15 protein-coding genes are annotated in these 15,802 nt (G+C 70.7%); 9 read left to right on the top strand and 6 right to left on the bottom strand.

Translation table 11 applies throughout. The features are described from left to right. Positions 1-103 precede the first annotated feature (103 nt). On the bottom strand, positions 104-1,018 hold the full coding sequence (locus tag ACODT0_RS24510) for a LysR family transcriptional regulator (RefSeq protein ID WP_057593367.1): 915 nt from the start codon (positions 1,016-1,018) through the stop codon (positions 104-106). Positions 1,019-1,153: 135 nt separating this feature from the next. On the opposite strand from ACODT0_RS24510, the gene ACODT0_RS24505 reads away from it, so the two are divergent. The 4 genes from ACODT0_RS24505 (at position 1,154) to ACODT0_RS24490 (ending at position 5,074) form a co-directional block, all read left to right on the top strand. Next, positions 1,154-1,801: an FMN-dependent NADH-azoreductase gene (locus ACODT0_RS24505; RefSeq protein WP_057593400.1), complete on the top strand. Its 648-nt coding sequence runs from the start codon at positions 1,154-1,156 to the stop codon at positions 1,799-1,801. Between the two features lie 132 nt (positions 1,802-1,933). Continuing rightward, complete coding sequence (locus ACODT0_RS24500) at positions 1,934-3,343, top strand: hypothetical protein (protein ID WP_489042520.1); 1,410 nt, start codon at positions 1,934-1,936, stop codon at positions 3,341-3,343. After that, positions 3,340-4,077, top strand: coding sequence for a hypothetical protein (locus ACODT0_RS24495; protein ID WP_489042519.1), 738 nt, complete (start codon positions 3,340-3,342; stop codon positions 4,075-4,077). Before ACODT0_RS24500 ends, ACODT0_RS24495 begins: the two co-directional genes overlap by 4 nt. Positions 4,078-4,099: 22 nt before the next feature. Next, positions 4,100-5,074 carry a hypothetical protein gene (locus ACODT0_RS24490; RefSeq protein ID WP_413763650.1) on the top strand — a complete coding sequence of 325 codons (975 nt, stop codon included), beginning with the start codon at positions 4,100-4,102 and terminating at the stop codon, positions 5,072-5,074. A gap of 22 nt (positions 5,075-5,096) precedes the next feature. Here ACODT0_RS24490 and ACODT0_RS24485 read toward each other — a convergent pair whose 3' ends face one another. Further along, positions 5,097-5,654, bottom strand: a complete 558-nt coding sequence (locus ACODT0_RS24485; protein WP_057593371.1) for an NADPH-dependent FMN reductase — start codon at positions 5,652-5,654, stop codon at positions 5,097-5,099. Between the two features lie 205 nt (positions 5,655-5,859). Between ACODT0_RS24485 and ACODT0_RS24480 the strand changes: the two genes are divergently transcribed. The 3 genes from ACODT0_RS24480 to ACODT0_RS24470 all read left to right on the top strand — a co-directional run bounded on the left by ACODT0_RS24480 (position 5,860) and on the right by ACODT0_RS24470 (position 9,057). After that, positions 5,860-6,825, top strand: coding sequence for an aliphatic sulfonate ABC transporter substrate-binding protein (locus ACODT0_RS24480; RefSeq protein WP_479672422.1), 966 nt, complete (start codon positions 5,860-5,862; stop codon positions 6,823-6,825). A gap of 13 nt (positions 6,826-6,838) precedes the next feature. Then, on the top strand, positions 6,839-8,053 hold the full coding sequence (gene solA / locus ACODT0_RS24475) for an N-methyl-L-tryptophan oxidase (protein WP_489042518.1): 1,215 nt from the start codon (positions 6,839-6,841) through the stop codon (positions 8,051-8,053). A 65-nt stretch (positions 8,054-8,118) separates the two neighbouring features. Beyond that, positions 8,119-9,057 carry a ketopantoate reductase family protein gene (locus ACODT0_RS24470; protein WP_261205917.1) on the top strand — a complete coding sequence of 313 codons (939 nt, stop codon included), beginning with the start codon at positions 8,119-8,121 and terminating at the stop codon, positions 9,055-9,057. 153 nt (positions 9,058-9,210) lie between these two features. Here ACODT0_RS24470 and ACODT0_RS24465 read toward each other — a convergent pair whose 3' ends face one another. Further along, entirely contained in the window at positions 9,211-10,569 is a 1,359-nt protein-coding gene (locus ACODT0_RS24465) for an NAD(P)/FAD-dependent oxidoreductase (RefSeq protein WP_057593375.1), read from the bottom strand. Positions 10,570-10,676: 107 nt separating this feature from the next. On the opposite strand from ACODT0_RS24465, the gene ACODT0_RS24460 reads away from it, so the two are divergent. Both ACODT0_RS24460 and ACODT0_RS24455 read left to right on the top strand, forming a co-directional pair. Next, complete coding sequence (locus tag ACODT0_RS24460; RefSeq protein ID WP_489042517.1) at positions 10,677-11,555, top strand: AraC family transcriptional regulator; 879 nt, start codon at positions 10,677-10,679, stop codon at positions 11,553-11,555. After that, positions 11,552-12,547: an alpha/beta hydrolase family protein gene (locus tag ACODT0_RS24455; RefSeq protein WP_489042516.1), complete on the top strand. Its 996-nt coding sequence runs from the start codon at positions 11,552-11,554 to the stop codon at positions 12,545-12,547. The genes ACODT0_RS24460 and ACODT0_RS24455 overlap by 4 nt, the downstream gene beginning before the upstream one ends. Here the strand turns inward: ACODT0_RS24455 and ACODT0_RS24450 are convergent. From ACODT0_RS24450 to ACODT0_RS24440, 3 genes are all read right to left on the bottom strand, one after another. Then, positions 12,544-14,400, bottom strand: coding sequence for a family 2A encapsulin nanocompartment cargo protein cysteine desulfurase (locus ACODT0_RS24450; protein ID WP_489042555.1), 1,857 nt, complete (start codon positions 14,398-14,400; stop codon positions 12,544-12,546). The genes ACODT0_RS24455 and ACODT0_RS24450 overlap by 4 nt on opposite strands. A gap of 63 nt (positions 14,401-14,463) precedes the next feature. Further along, on the bottom strand, positions 14,464-15,396 hold the full coding sequence (locus ACODT0_RS24445; RefSeq protein WP_489042515.1) for a family 2A encapsulin nanocompartment shell protein: 933 nt from the start codon (positions 15,394-15,396) through the stop codon (positions 14,464-14,466). A 133-nt stretch (positions 15,397-15,529) separates the two neighbouring features. Next, on the bottom strand, positions 15,530-15,799 hold the full coding sequence (locus ACODT0_RS24440) for a helix-turn-helix domain-containing protein (RefSeq protein ID WP_057593379.1): 270 nt from the start codon (positions 15,797-15,799) through the stop codon (positions 15,530-15,532). Between the last annotated feature and the right edge of the window lie 3 nt (positions 15,800-15,802).

Here is a 15,802-nt window from a genome sequence, read left to right as displayed (position 1 = left end):
GACCTGGATTGTCCGAACCCCGCCAAGGATGCCAAACGAATATCTGATTGTTTGGTTATGACGTTTTTTGCATAACGAGGCGATCCGGGACCTTGAAAGCCGCCTAGAACATGCGGTGCGCCCCGTGCTCCAGGTGCTCGACCAGGAAGTCGATCAGCCGCCGCACCGCCGGCACCAGCGCGCGCCGCGCCGGAAACACCATGTGCGCGATCACCGGCGCCGGTCCCCAGTCGCACAGCACCCGGGTCAGCCGGCCCTCGTTGAGGTCGGCGCGGCACATGTAGTCGGGCAGCAGGGTCGCGCCCACCCCGGCCAGCGCGGCGTACTGCAGCGTGGCGAGGTCGTCGGCCACGTAGCGCGGCGTGTGGGAATGCACGTGGATCCGGCCCTTGGGCCCCTCGAGCCGCCATTCGCTGCGCCCTTCCCCATTGACAGACATCGCCGCGGTCGGCAGCTTCGCGAGATCGTCCGGCCCCTCGATCGGCCCGAGCCGCCGCACCAGCTCGGGCGTGGCCACCAGCACGCCGCGGCTGGTGCCGAAGGTGCGAGCCACCAGCGTCGCGCTGTCCTCGATCTGGGGCCGCACGCGCAGTGCGATGTCGATGCCCTCCTCGATCAGGTCGACGGGCCGGTTGATCACCCGCATGTCGATGCGCACCGCCGGATAGCGCTCGAGGAAGCTCGGCAGCACCTGCGCCAGCCCGCTGTGCGAGATCGTGACCGGGCAGCTGAGCCGCACCAGGCCGCTGGGCTCGGTCTGCACCTGGGCCACCGCCTCCGAGGCCGCGCGCGCCGCGTCGCGCACCGAGGCCGCGTGGCGCAGGTAGATCTCGCCGGCCGGCGTGAGCGACAGCCGCCGCGTGCTGCGCTGCATCAGCTGCACGCCGAGCTGCTCCTCGAGCTCGGCCACGCGCCGCGACAGCCGCGACTTCGGAATGCCCAGCGCCCGGCTCGCGGCCGCGAAGCCGCCGCGCTCGGCCACTTCGGCGAAGAACACCATGTCGTTGAGGTCCTGCATGGTTTGACTGTCCTGTTTTTGAAACGATGTGGCTTATTTTTACCTACTTATCACCCACTCGCACCAAAAATAGAATTCTGACCACGCCGGCCACTTTTGAGCGCCGACATCGAAAGAAAGAAAGCGATCAACACCATGAAGCTGCTCCACATCGACTCCAGCATCCTCAGCGGCAACTCCACCTCGCGCCTGCTGACGGCCGAAACCGTGGCCGCCTGGCGCGCCGCCCATCCCGACACCACGGTCGAGTACCTCGACCTCGCGGTCGACACCCCCTCCCACTTCAGCGCCGACGCGCTCGGCATCAAGACCGGCGTGCAGGCCCAGCCGACCGAGGCCCAGCAGCGCGAGAACGCGCTGTCCGAGAAGCTGGTGAGCCAGTTCCTCGCCGCCGACGTGGTGGTCGTGGGCGCCCCGCTCTACAACTTCACCATTCCGAGCCAGCTCAAGGCCTGGATCGACCGCCTCGCGCAGGCCGGCCGCACCTTCAAGTACACCGACAAGGGCCCGGTCGGTCTCGCCGGCGGCAAGACCGTGATCGTGGCCTCGAGCCGCGGCGGCATCTACTCGACCACCGAAGGCGGCCAGGCCACCGAGCACCAGGAGAGCTACCTGAAGGTGATCTTCGGCTTCTTCGGCATCACCGACGTGCGCTTCGTGCGCGCCGAGGGCCTCGGCATGGGCGATGCGGTCAAGAACGCCGCGCTGGCTTCGGCCCGCGGCGACATCGGCACGGCGACCGCCGAAGCCGCCAACCAGAGCGTCGCGGCCCTCGCGGCCTGATGACGGCGCGCCGTTCGCGGCGCACCTAGGGACGAGCCGGCCGAAGCGCCGGCTTTTTCGTGGGCGACATCACGGCTGACATAGGCGCTTCGGCCAATGGCTGGCGCGCGGCGCGCTCGACAGAATCGCCGCATGCCCGCAGCCCGCCTTCCGGCTTCCCGCATCCCTCTTCTTCCCGCGACCGAGCGCATGGCGGCGGTCGCGCTGCTGGCGCTGTGCCTCGCCGCCTGGGCCGCCGGGCTGGCCGGCGGCTTCCAGTACGACGACCTGCCCAACATCGTGCTCGACCCGGCCACGGCCGGCGGCGAGGCCCTGCGCGAGCGGCTGGCCAATGGCTTCCGGCCGCTGCTGCGGCTGAGCTACGTCGCCGACCATGCGTTGTGGGGCTTCGAGGGCACCGGCTTCCTGGCCACCAACCTCGCGCTGCACGCGGCCACCGTGCTGGCCGTGTGGCGACTGGCCCTCGGCCGGCTGGCCGATCCGCTGGCGGCCTTCCTGGCCGCCGCGCTGTTCGCGCTGCAGCCCGCGCACGCGGCGGTGGTGAGCTTCGCAAGCGGGCGCTCGACCGGACTGATGACGCTGGGGCTGGTGCTGGCGCTGCTGGCCCATGAACATGCCTGGCGCGAGGGCCTGGCCCGCGCGCGCCGCGCCGTCTTCGAGGCGCTGTCGCTCGTCGCCTTCGCGCTCGCGGTGTCGGCCAAGGAAGTGGCACTGGTCTATCCGCTGCTGCTGACGCTCTGGGAAGCGACCCGGCCCGGCTCCACGGCCGGCCGCATCGCGCGGCGCGTGGCCTGGCCCGCGATCGCCGCGCTCGCCGGCGCCGCGTTGCTCTGGACCTTCGGCCCCCGGCTGCGCGAGCTGGCCGGCTACTCGCTCGCGCTGGCCGATCCCTTCGAGGCCCTGGCCCGGCATGCCGCCGCGCTGCCGCTGTCGCTCGCGCTGTGGCTGCGGCCGTGGGCGTTGTCGGTCGAGCACCCGGCGCCCGGGGCGAATGCGATGCTGCCGGGCGCTCTCGCGCTCGCGGGCCTGCTGCTCGCCGCGCTCGCGCTGCGCCGGCGCTGGCCGCTCGCGACTTTGGCGCTGCTGTGGCCGCTGGCCATGCTCGCGCCGACGCACACGCTGATCGCGCGGCTCGACTGGATCGTGGAAAAGCCGCTGTACCCCGCCTGGATCGGTCCCGCACTGGCGCTGGGCGCCCTGCTCGCGGCCTGGCTGCGCCGGCCCGGCCGCGCAGTACCGGGCCTGGTCCTGCTGGCCGCGCTCACGGCCACCTGCGCCTGGCGCGCCGCCACCTGGGCCGATCCACCTACCCTCTGGCGCGAGGCCACCGAACGCGCGCCGCTGTCGCCGCGCGCCTGGCACAACCGCGCGCTGGCCGAATCCGCCGCGGGCCGCGATGCCGAGGCGCGTCGCAGTGTCGAAACCGCCCTGGCCCTCGATGCCGACGCGCCGCGCACCCAGGCACTGGCGCTCGCGATCTCGCTGGCGGCCAGCGACGAAGTGCCGCCCCCCTCCCTTCCCTCCAGGAGCCCCTCACCGTGAAGCTGCTTCCACGCCCCTCGCGCGCGCTGGCCGCGCTGGCGCTCGCGCTCGGCTGCGCCGCCGCCCAGGCCGCGCCCGACTGCGACCGCTGCCAGGACCTGCCGCGGCTGTACCGCGAAATGCTCGAGCAGGAGTTCCTGCGCGCCAAGTTCCAGAGCTGGATCGCCCAGGCCTACTACCCGCTGAGCATCGAGGCGATGCAGACACAGGCCACCAACGCGCTCACCACGGCGATGCAGGGCAACCTGTACGGCGTGCTCGCGCCGCCGGCCGGCGACGCCGGCGCGGCCGGGGCCGCGGCGCCCTCCTTCGGCACGGTGATCAGCGGCGGCAGTTGCCAGCTCGTGGAGTACGTTCCGCGCCCGGGCCAGTCGCCGGCCACGCGGCCGGTGACCGAGCAGCAGATCCGGCAGAAGCTGTGCAAGCCGCTGGCCGAATTCACCATCGAGCACGAGAACACGCACATCAAGGCCTGCACGGCGGCCTACAAGGCCGGCGACAACTCGGTCGAGTCGGTCGAATGGTTCGTGCAGAGCGACGCCCAGGCCTACGACGCCGGCGTGCGCGTGCTGCGCGACGCCATCGCCACGCTGGCGCGCAAGTGCCAGTGGGCCGGTTCGACCAACGTGCGCAAGCCCGACAACAGCATGGTGGTGCCGACGCCCGAGGAGATCGTCACCCTGACGAAGAACGTCAAGGCCAAGGGCAGCGCGATGCGCCGCGCCACCCAATGAGCCCACATCCGGAGTCATCGCCATGAACGAAGCCCTGTTGCTGAGCGCCGCGCTGCTGATCGGCGGCCCGCGCACCGAGATCCCGCCCGAGCAGGTGCTGCCGCGCTTCGAGGCCCAGTGCGTCGACGGCCGCTGGAACGCCGCCTGCCCCGGCCTGCGCGCCGAACTCGAACTGGCGCTCTACGGCGAACTGCAGGTGCTGCAGTCGCGCGGCGAGATCGACCGCGAGGTGCTGCGCAGCGCCGCGCGCGCCCGCTTCCCGATGCTGGCCGAGCTGGGCCTGCGCCGGCTGGCCAAGATCGGCTCGCCCGAGGACCGCGAGGCGGTGCTGGCCGCGCTCGACCACACCTCGCCCGGCGTGCGCGCGATCGCGCGCCAGATGCTCGAGGTGCAGGACGACCGCTTCCGCAAGGGCCTGGCACCGTGGATGCGCGCCGGCCAGCGCAACGGCTTCGGCGCGCTGGTGCCCGACGAGCAACCCGACGCCACCCGGCTCGGCCTGGCCGGTGCGGTCGGCGCGAAGGACGCGGCCACGCTGCGCTGGCGCCCGTTCGCGAGCGACGCGCGCGAGGGCCGCGCGGTCTTCACCACGCGGCTGTCGCCCGAGCAGGTGCTGCAGCTGGTGGCCAAGGGCCAGAAGAGCTTCGACGGCTCGCAGGTGCCCGGCCGCAAGCAGCAGGAGGCGGCGATGAAGTCGATGGATTCGATCAAGCAGGAGCTGCAGGCCGCGGCGGCGCGCGGCGACCTCAAGGCGCTGCAGGAACTCTCGCAGCGCGTGAACCAGCAGATGCAGGCGGTGGCGCCGCCGCCCGGCGCCACCTCGCTGCGCGCGGTGGCCGAGTTCGCCACCGAGCCGGCGCAGGTGCGCTATGTGCAGTTGAACGCGACGCTGCCGCCCCGGACCAAGGACGGCAAGGCGGTCAGCAAGCCGGTCACGGCCGCCGTGGCCCGCGACGAGGCCTTCGGCGGCGAGACCGTGCTGGTGATCCTCTATTGAGGAGCCAGCCGGCCGGCCGTGCTCAGGCCGCCTTGTGGCTCTTGATCCAGCCCACGTACTTGTCCATCCAGCCCTGCAGGAACTTCTTCGAGCCTTCGTTGCCGATGTGGCCCTTGTCGTCGAACAGGTCGTCCTTGGTCTGCAGGAACACCTCGGGCGCGCCGAGCGTGGGCACGTCGAGGTAGGCCAGCACGTTGCGCAGGTGCTGCTGCGCCAGCGCGGTACCGATGGCGCCGACCGAGATGCCGACCACGCCGGCCGGCTTGCCGGCCCAGGCGCTCTGGCCGTAGGGGCGCGAGGCATGGTCGATCGCGTTCTTCAGCACGCCGGGCACCGAGCGGTTGTATTCGGGCGTGACGAACAGCAGGCCGTCGGCCGCCGCGATCTCGGTCTTCAGGCGCTTGACCGACGCCGCCTGGTTGCCGTCGTCGTCCTGGTTGTACAGCGGCAGGTCGTCGATGCGCACGTGCTCGAAGGTGAAGTCCTCGGGCGCCAGCTTGGCCAGCGCGAGCGCCAGCTTCTGGTTGAACGAGTCCTTGCGCAGGCTGCCGACGATGACGGCGATCCGGGTCTGGGCCATGAATGAAGCTCCTTGAATGAGAGAGTCGTAGTGACGGAGTGTCGAATGACGCTGGCGATTATGCGAAGCGTTCAAGACCTTTTATCAAAAAGCCCATGGCGCGGGGACCGCACCGGCCGGCGCATGAGCAAATGCGAAAAGCTTCGTCGCGCGCCGCGCTCGCCGGCCGTAGAGTCGCCGCCCTTTCAGCTCTCGCCATTCACCCATGACCTCCCTCCTCTCGCGCCGCGCCATGCTGCGTACCGGCGCGGCCGCCGTCGCCATCGCGGCCGCCACGCCGCTGTTCGCCCAGACCCGCGCCAAGACGCTGCGCATCGGCTACCAGAAGTTCAACACGCTCAACATCCTCAAGGGCACGGGCCGGCTCGAACAGGCGCTCGCGCCCGCGGGCGTGAAGGTGGAATGGGCCGAGTTCCTCGGCGGTGCGCAGCTGTCGGAAGCGCTGGCCGCCGGTGCCATCGACTTCGGCCATGCCTCCGACGGCATCGGCGTGTTCCAGCAGGCCAGCGGCAAGGGCCTGGTCTACCTCGCGGCCGAGAGCCCCTACCCTGGCGGCGTCGGCTTTCTGGTGCCACGCGATTCGCCGATCCGCTCCGTGCGCGACCTCAAGGGCCAGAAGGTGGTCACGGGCCGCGGCTACAACACGCAGTACGTGCTGATCCGTGCGCTCGAGGCCGCCGGCCTGCGCTACGAGGACATCGAGCCGGTCTACATCGTCACCGCCTCCGACACGGTGGCGGCCTACCAGTCGGGCAGCGTGGCCGCGATCGGCCTGTGGGATCCGTTCCTGGCCGGCGCGCAGCAGGCCACCGAATCGCGCCTGCTGTTCGACGGCACCGGCCTCAGCGGCAACCGCACCTACCACTTCGCGCAGCCCGGGTTCGCGCGCGCCAATGCCGATCTGCTGCGCACCGTGTTCGCCGAGCTGCGCAAGACCAACGACTGGGCCCAGGCCCATCCCGCCGAGGTGGTGGCCACCTTGGCGCCGCAGCTCAAGGTCGAGCCCAAGGTGCTGGCGCTCGCGACCGAACGGCGTCAATATGGCGTGGTCGCGCTCACGCCGGCCATCGCCCGCGAACAGCAGGGGCTGGCCGACGTGTTCGCGCAGCTCAAGCTCATTCCCAAACCGATCGAGGTGAAGGACGCCTTCCTGGACCTGAACCTCGTCTGACACCGCTGCCCTCTTGACTTCCAGCTCCCACCACGACGTCATCGTCATCGGCCTCGGCGCCCTCGGCGCCGCCACGCTCCACCAGCTCTCGCAACGCGGCGCGCGCGTGCTCGGCATCGACCAGTTCGCGCCGCCGCACGAGCTCGGCTCCTCGCATGGCGATTCGCGCATCACGCGGCTCGCGATCGGCGAAGGCGACGAGTGCGTGCCCTTCGTGCAGCGCTCGCACGCCATCTGGCGCGAGCTCGAGGCGCGCACCGGCAAGTCGTTGATGACCACCACCGGCGGCCTGGTGCTGGCGCCGCAGGGCCGGGTGGCCGAGCACCACGGCAAGCCCGACTTCGTGCGCCGCACCATCGCCTGCGCCGAGCGTTTCGGCATCGCGCACGAGGTGCTCGACGCGGCCGGCATCCGCGCGCGCTTCCCGCAGTTCCAGCTGCAGGGCGACGAGATCGGCTATCACGAGCGCGAGGCCGGCTTCGTGCGGCCCGAGGCGGCGATCGAGGCCCAGCTCGCGGTGGCGCGCGCCGCGGGCGCGCAGGTGCGCACCGGAGAGAAGGTGCTGGCCGTCGAGCCCGTGGGCAACGGCGACACCGTGCGCGTGCGCACCGAAACAGCGAGCTTCGAGGCCGGGCGCGTCGTGGTCGCGGCCGGTGCCTGGCTGCCCGAGTTCCTGGGCCGGCAGGCGCGCGCCGACTGGCAGCGCGACTTCTCGGTGCACCGCCAGGTCATGCACTGGTTCGACACCGGCGCGGCCGCCGCCGACTTCGCGCCCGGCCGCTTCCCGGTCTTCATCTGGATGTTCGGCGACGGCCCCGAGGACTACATGTACGGCTTTCCCTCCTCCGACCCCGCGCAGCCCGCGCTCAAGGTCGCGACCGAGCAGTACGTGGAGGCCACCACGCCCGACGCCATCGACCGCAGCGTGCGGCCCGAGGAAAGCGCCGCGATGTTCCGCGAGCGCGTGGCCGGGCGCTTCCCGCAGATCGAGGACCGCGCGCTCAAGGCCCGCGCCTGCATGTACACCGTGACGCCCGACCGCCGCTTCGTCATCGACGCGCTCGACGGCCTGCCCGGCGTGCTGGTGGTCTCGGCCTGCTCGGGCCATGGTTTCAAGCACTCGGCCGGGCTCGGCGACGCCATCGCCGATCATGTGCTGGGCCGCGCGAGCACGCTCGACCTCTCGCCCTTTGCCCGCCAGCGCCTGCTGGAGAAGCCAGGAGCGTAGAGCAGCCTCGCGCGATCTTCGGCATCATCGCCGCCGGTTCTTTGTCTGATTCAGGAGCAAGCGCGATGAGATTTCTGGTGGTGGGTGCCGGCGCACTCGGTGGTTATTTCGGTGGCCGCCTGCTGGCGGCGGGACGCGACGTCACTTTCCTGCTGCGCGCGCGGCGCGCGGCGCAGATCGCGGCCACCGGCCTCGTGATCCAGAGCCCGCAGGGCAACCTGCACATTCCCTCGCCGCCCCACGTGTCGGCCGAGAACATCGGCGGCCCCTACGACGTGGTCGTGGTCGGCAGCAAGGCCTACGACCTGGCATCGACCATGGACTCGTTCGCGCCCGCCGTCGGCCCCGAGACGGTGATCCTGCCGCTGCTCAACGGCATGCAGCACATCGATGCCCTGGTCGAGCGTTTCGGCGAGGCGCGCGTGCTCGGCGGCCTGTGCCTGATCTCGGCCACGCTCGACGACGAAGGCCGGGTGCTGCACCTCAACGACTCGCACGGCCTCACCTACGGCGACCGCGCCGGCGGCATCCCGCCGCGCATCCAGGCGATCCAGCAGCAGTTCGAGGGTGCCGGCTTCGAGGCCAAGGCCAGCGACAACGTGCTGCAGGACATGTGGGAGAAGTGGGTCTTCATCGCCTCGATCGCCGGCCTCACGAGCCTGATGCGCGGCTCCATCGGCGACGTGGTCGCCGCGGGCGGCCAGGACGTGGCGCTGGCCCTGTTCGACGAATGCGCCGCCATCGCCGCGCACAACGGCTTCACGGTGCGCCCCGGTGCCGTCGAGCGCGGCCACGCCTTCATGACCGCGGCCGGCTCGCCGATCACCGCCTCGATGTACAAGGACCTCGCGCGCGGCGGTGCCGTCGAGGCCGACCACATCCTCGGCGACCTGCTGAGCCGGGCACCGCAGCCCGCGCCCGCCGTGCCCTCGGTGCTGCGCGTGGCCTATGTGCACCTCAAGGCCTACGAGGTGCAGCGCGCCCGCGCGCAGGCGGCGAACTGAGCCGTTGGCCGGCGCGCGCCGAGTATCTATTCACGAATCCATTCAGCTTCCCGGGTTTCCCCAGCGAAAACCCGCGTGAAGTCGCGCGATTTATCTATTCACCTTGCTATTCACGGGGCCGCCCCGCTGAATGGCAAAGGCGAGCGCGCCCCGTCAATCCGACTTGAGGATCGTCTCCCCCTTCAACATCCCCATGTCCCGGATGTTGTCGCGGTGCCGCTTCCAGCCGGCCCAGGTGCGGCGCGGGTGCATCGCCGAGATGAAGTAGTACAGCAGCTTGAACATCCGCAGCGCGCCCCAGAACGGCGTGCCGCGGTAGATGTCGCCGGCCAGCAGCGACATCAGGCCCTCCTTCACGCGGAAGGGGTTGCCCGGGTACATGAACATCTCGCGGATGGTCGGGTTGGTCACGCGGTAGATGAACCACGAGTACTCGCGCGGGCCCTTGCGCATCATGGCTTCGAAGTCGGCGCGCGCGCCCGCGTACTCCATCGGGCGGTCGAGCGCCTTGGCCACGGCCTCGGCGCCGTCGAAGGCGCTGTGCATCGCGAGGTAGACGCCCGAGGAGAACATCGGGTCGATGAAGGTGAAGGCGTCGCCGAGCATCAGGTAGCGGTCGCCGGTGGCGTGGGTGCTCGAATACGAGAAGTTGCCCGTGGCATGCACCGCGTCGTCGACCAGCTCGGCGTCCTTCAGCCGCTCGACCAGCACCGGGCACAGCGCGATGGTGTCGTAGAAGAAGTCCTTGAGCGGCTTGTCGCGCGACTTCAGGTAGTAGGGCCAGCAGACCGCGCCCACGCTGGTGGTGCCGTCGGCCAGCGGAATGAACCAGAACCAGCCGTGCGGGAACCAGCAGATGCTGATGTTGCCTTCCTTGCGGCCCTCGAGCCGCTTCGCGTTGCGGAAATGGCCGAACAGCGCGGTGCTGTTGTGCTCGGGGTTCTTCTGCTTGCAGCGGAACTGGTTGGCCAGCAGGGTGTCGCGGCCGGTCGCATCGACCACGAAGCGCGCGCGCCAGCTGCGGCGCTCGCCGTCGTCCATCTGGGCGCGCACCGTGGCACCGTCGGCATCGAAGCGCACGTCGCGCACCTTGCAGCCCTCGAGCGCCTCGGCGCCGCGCGCCGCCGCGTTGCGGAACAGGATCTCGTCGAGGTCGGAGCGGCGCACCTGCCAGGCCGAGTCGAGCGACTTGTCCCAGCCCTCGGCGAAATCGACGTAGCTGCGGTGCTCGTGATCGGGCGAGACGAACTCGATGCCGAACTTCGGCATGCCGATCTTCTCGACCTGGTCGCGCACCCCGAGCTTCTCGAACAACTCGACGTTGCCCGGCAGCAGCGATTCGCCGATGTGGAAGCGCGGATGGTGCTCCTTCTCGAGCAGCACCACCTTGCGGCCCTGCCGGGCCAGCAGCGCGGCGATGGTGGAGCCGGCCGGACCGCCGCCCACGACGAGCACGTCGCAGGATTCATCGGTGGCCGGGGAGGCGGAAGCGGGGGCGGGAGACTGGGACATGCGAGGGGCGGGCTGCGTTGTCGACGACCGCAAAGCATAGCCTGTGCGTCGCGGACTCCGCAAAGTCGGCTAAGCGGCGGCCGCCGCCCGGCGGCACACTGCGGGGCATGACCGCACCCCGCACCGAACACGACTACCGCGAACGCGTGGCGCGCGCCGTCGCGGCCATCGTGGCCGACCCGATGGCGGACCACCGGCTCGAGGACCTCGCGGCGCTCGCGCATTTCTCGCCCTTCCACTTCCACCGCATCTACCAGAGCATCGCGGGCGAGACCGTGGCCGCCACGGTGCGGCGCGTGCGGCTCGCCATGGCCACGCGGCTGCTGGCGCGCGGCGGCCAGAGCATCACGGACGTGGCGCTGGCCGTGGGCTACGAGAGCCCGCAGGCCTTCACGCGTGCCTTCGGCCAGTTCACCGGGCAATCGCCGCGCGAATTCCAGCAGCAGATGCACGCGGTGGTGCTCGATGCGATGCCCGTGGCACGGAACCGGAGCGACGAGGCACCGCCCGCCGTGCGGATCGTCGAGCGCCCGGCGCAGCCGGTGCATGCGCTGCGCCACCACGGGCCGGCCTCCACCATCCCGCACACGCACCGGCGGCTGCGCGCCCGGCTGGGTTCGCGCCGCGTGTCGGGCTGGTTCGGCATCTCCTGCGGCAACCCCGAGGCGCGGCCGGATTTCCGATACTACGTGGCGGCGGCCTCGCCCGATCCCTGGCCGGCCGGCGACGCGGAGATCGAGGCCTTCGACCTGCCGGGCGGCCTCTACGCGGTGCACACGCTCGCCGGGCCCTACACGCGCATCAACGCCGCCGTCTACGCGCTCTACGCACGCTGGCTGCCCGGCAGCGGCTACGAGCCCGACGACCGGCCCACGCTCGAGCACTACCTGAACTCGCCGCGCCAGGTCGCGCAGGCAGCGCTGCGCACCGACCTGCTGATTCCGATCCGTCCCGCCGGCCGATCCCGGCTTTCACTGCTGCCATGAACCTTCTTCGCTTCCTTCTTCCGATCGCGCTCGGCCTGTGGGTGGCCTGCACCCAGGCTGCCGGCTTCAGCACCCTCGAGATACCGGCCGATGCCGACGGCCCTGCGCTGCGCGGCGCGGTGTGGACGCCCTGCGCCGCGCCCGACGGCCAGATCCAGCTCGAGCGCGCCACGCTGCCCGGCGTGCGCGACTGCCCGCTCGCGGGCGACCGGCTGCCGCTGGTGGTGTTGTCGCACGGCTACGGCGGCTCCTTCCTCGGCCATCACGACACGGCCGAGGCCCTCGCGAACGCGGGCTTCGTCGTCGCCGCGATCAACCACTCGGACGACAACTTCCGCATCCGCGGCGGCCCCGAGGACAGCATCGTGGCGCTCGCGACGCGCACCACCGACATCCGCCGCCTGGTCGACCACATGCTCACGCGCTGGCCCTCGCATGCGAAGCTCGCGGCCGGCAAGGTCGGCTTCTACGGCTTCTCGCGCGGCGGCTACACGGGCCTGGTGCTGATCGGCGCGCGGCCCGATTTCGAGAAGCTGCCGCCGCTGCCCGGCTCGCCCTGCAGCGCGGCGCCGCAGGGCCCGGAATGCACGGCCATGCGGCAGCGCTTTCGCGCATTGCTCGCGGCACCGCTGGCGCACGACGAGCGCATCCGGGCCGCGGTGATCGCCGATCCGCTCAGCATGCTGTTCGATGCCGAGAGCCTGAAACAGCTGAAGGTGCCGGTGCAGCTCTGGGCCTCGGCTTATGGCGGCGATGGCGTCACGCCCGACAACGTGGCGGCCGTGCGGCGCCACCTGCCGACGGCCCCGGACTGGCGCGTGGCCGACAAGGCCGGCCACTTCGGCTTTCTCGCGCCCTGCTCCGCCGCGCAGCGCGCGGCCAATCCGGAGATCTGCCGCGACGGCCCGGGCTTCGACCGCGCGGCCTTCCATGCGGCCTTCAACGCCGAGGTGCTGGCCTTCTTCAGGCTGCACCTCGGGTCGTCGAACTAGCCTGAGCGCCGCTGGCCCGCGAGTCGCCGCACCAACGCCACGAGCCGGTCGATCTCGTCGAAGGTGTTGTAGAAGGCCAGCGAGGGCCGCACCGTGGTCTCGACGCCGAAGCGGCGCAGGATCGGCTGTGCGCAATGGTGGCCGGTGCGCACCGCGATGCCTTCCTCGTTGAGCGCATGGCCGACCTCCTCGGTGCTGTAGCCGTCGAGCACGAAGGACATCACGCTGGCCTTGTCGGCCGCGGTGCCGATCAGCCGCACACCGGGAATCGCGCCGAGCTGCGCCATGCCGTAGACCAGCAGGTCGTGCTCGTAGCGCGCGATGTTCTCGATGCCGACCTTGTTGACGTAGTCGATCGCCGCGCCCAGGCCCACCGCGTCGGCGATGTTGCCGGTGCCGGCTTCGAACTTGTTCGGGATCGGCTGGAACACGGTCTTCTCGAAGGTCACGTCGGCGATCATGTTGCCGCCGCCCTGCCACGGCGGCATGTCCTCGAGCACCTCGCGCCTGCCCCACACCACGCCGATGCCGGTGGGGCCGAACACCTTGTGGCCCGAGAACACGAAGAAGTCGGCGCCGATGTCCTGCACGTCCACGCGCATGTGCGAGACCGACTGCGCGCCGTCGACCAGCGCCTTCGCGCCCACGCGGTGCGCCAGCTCGACGATCTCCTTCACCGGCACCACGGTGCCCAGCGCGTTCGAGACCTGCGTGACGGCGACGATCTTCGTACGGTCGTTGAGCAGCTTGCGGTACTCGTCGAGCAGCACCTGGCCCGAGTCGTCGACCGGGATCACGCGCAGCTTCGCGCCCTTGGCGGCGGCGAGCTGCTGCCACGGCACGATGTTGGCGTGGTGCTCGAGGTTCGAGACGACGATCTCGTCGCCCTCGCCCACGTGCTGGCCGCCCCAGCTCTTGGCCACCAGGTTGATGGCCTCGGTGGTGCCGCGCACGAAGATCACTTCCTCGACCTCGGGCGCGTTGATGAACCGGCGCACGCGCTCCCGCGCGCCTTCGTAGGCGTCGGTGGCGCGCGCGGCCAGCTCGTGCGCCGCGCGGTGGATGTTCGAGTTCTCGTGCGCGTAGAAATAGGCGATGCGGTCGATCACCGACTGCGGCTTGTGCGTGGTGGCCGCGTTGTCGAACCACACGAGCTGCTTGCCGTTCACGCGCTCCTGCAGGATCGGGAAGTCGCGCCGCACGGCGTTGACGTCGAACGGCGGATGCTGGCCGCTGCCGGCCAGCGGCACCGCCTCGGGCCCGCGCGGATCGGCCTTGGCCGGCGTGACGAAGCCGCTGGGCAGCCGCACCGCGTCGACGAAGTAGAACTGCGCGTCGCGGCCGTTGACGGGCACGGGCGGTGCCGACGGCGGCACGGCGGGTTCGCGCGACACGGCCAGCGCCGCGAGGTCGGCGAAGGGATCGTGCACCGCGAAGCCGCCGGCACCGGCCGGCTGGCCATGGTTGCCGCCGAGGAAGTAGTACGGCGAGGCGGCGCTCGATGCGGCCTGCGAGGGCTGCACCGGCGGCACGCCGAGCACGTGGCCACCCGAGCGCGGCTCGAAGGCCGGCGCCACCGACAGCACGGTGTCGGGCACGCCGTTGCCGGCCACCGCATGCGGCAGCAGCGCGGGCGCGCGGTTCGCGAGCGAAGGCAGTTGCGTGGGCGAGGCCGGCAGCAGGTTGGTGCCCGGCACCTGCCCCTGCGGGATCGGCGTGCCCGGCACGCCGGGCCCGAAGCCGGCCGGGCTCACGAGCGGCGAACCCGGCGGCGCGATGTTGGCGGGGAACTGCGCGCCCGGCAGCGAAGCCGGCGGCGTGCCCGGCAGCGCCGCGAACATCGCGCTCGCCATGCGCGCGAGGATCGCCGGATCGAACGGCGCCTCGCCCGGAGTCGTGGGAGTGTTCACCGCGGCTTACTTGTAGGTGTCGGGATAGTCGTGGTACTTGCCGATCTCGACGTCGTCGAGCACCGCCAGCGCATCGGTTGTCAGCACCGCAAGCGAGCAGTACAGCGAGATCAGGTACGACGCGATCGCATGGTTGTTGATGCCCATGAAGCGCACCGACAGGCCCGGGCTCTGTTCGCTCGCGAGGCCCGGCTGGAACAGGCCGACCACGCCCTGGCGCTTGTCGCCCACGCGCAGCAGCAGGATCTTGCTCTTGCCGTCGGCCACCGGCACCTTGTTCGACGGGATCAGCGGAATGCCGCGCCAGGTGATGAACTGCGAGCCGAACAGGCTCACGGTCGGCGGCGGCGTGCCGCGGCGCGTGGCTTCGCGGCCGAAGGCGGCGATCGCCAGCGGGTGCGTGAGGAAGAAGGCCGGCTCCTTCCAGACCTTGGTCAGCAGCTCGTCGAGGTCGTCGGGCGTGGGCGCGCCGGTCAGCGGGAAGATGCGCTGCTCTTCGCTGACCTGGGCCAGCAGGCCGTAGTCGGGGTTGTTGATGAGCTCGCTCTCCTGGTTCTCCTTGATCGTCTCGATCGTCAGGCGCAGCTGTTCCTTGATCTGGTCGTGCGGGCTGCTGTAGAGGTCGGAGATGCGGGTGTGCACGTCGAGCACGGTGCTCACGGCATTGAGGTAGTGCTCGCGCGGGTTCTCCTCGTAGTCGACGAAGGTGCGCGGCAGCTGGTTCTCTTCCTCGCGCGAGGTGCAGGTGACCTTGATGGCCTCGGGGTTCCTGACCTTGTTGACGCGGTAGATGCCCGCCTCCACCGGCACCCATTGCAGCAGGTGCGTGAGCCAGCGCGGGCTGATGGTCTCGAGCTGGGGAACGGTCTTGGTGGCATTGGCCAGCTGTCTGGCGGCGTTGTCGCCGAGCGCGGTGGTTCCACCGACGGTTGCGGTCATGAAGAAAGCTCCGATGTGATCAGGCCCACCGGGTCACCGCGAGCGGTGCCGGCGACTCCGAAAGGCCGTGGGAATGAAGAAAAGGGACGAACGCGACTGACGGCGGGAGTGTCCCGGCGCCAAGGGTTTCCCCTCAACAGGCTATAGCCGCCAAGTTGATCCGGCGTGCCAGGCGCGACTGGCCGAGCTGCTCGCAGCGCGACAGCAGGTGCACGATGTTGATCTCGAGCGCGGTGGCGAGCTTGTGCGCGGTGACGATCGAGGGGATCACGCGGCCGCGTTCCACCTCGCCCACGTAGGAGCGGTTGAGGTCCGAGCGCTCCGCGAGTTGCTCCTGCGACCAGCCATGGGCCTCGCGCAACTGCCGCACGGCCACTCCGAAATCTTCGACGAATGCATTCATGGT

It is taken from the genome of Variovorax sp. FG153 (assembly GCF_057809595.1).
This window is presented reverse-complemented; position numbering and strand designations above follow the sequence as displayed.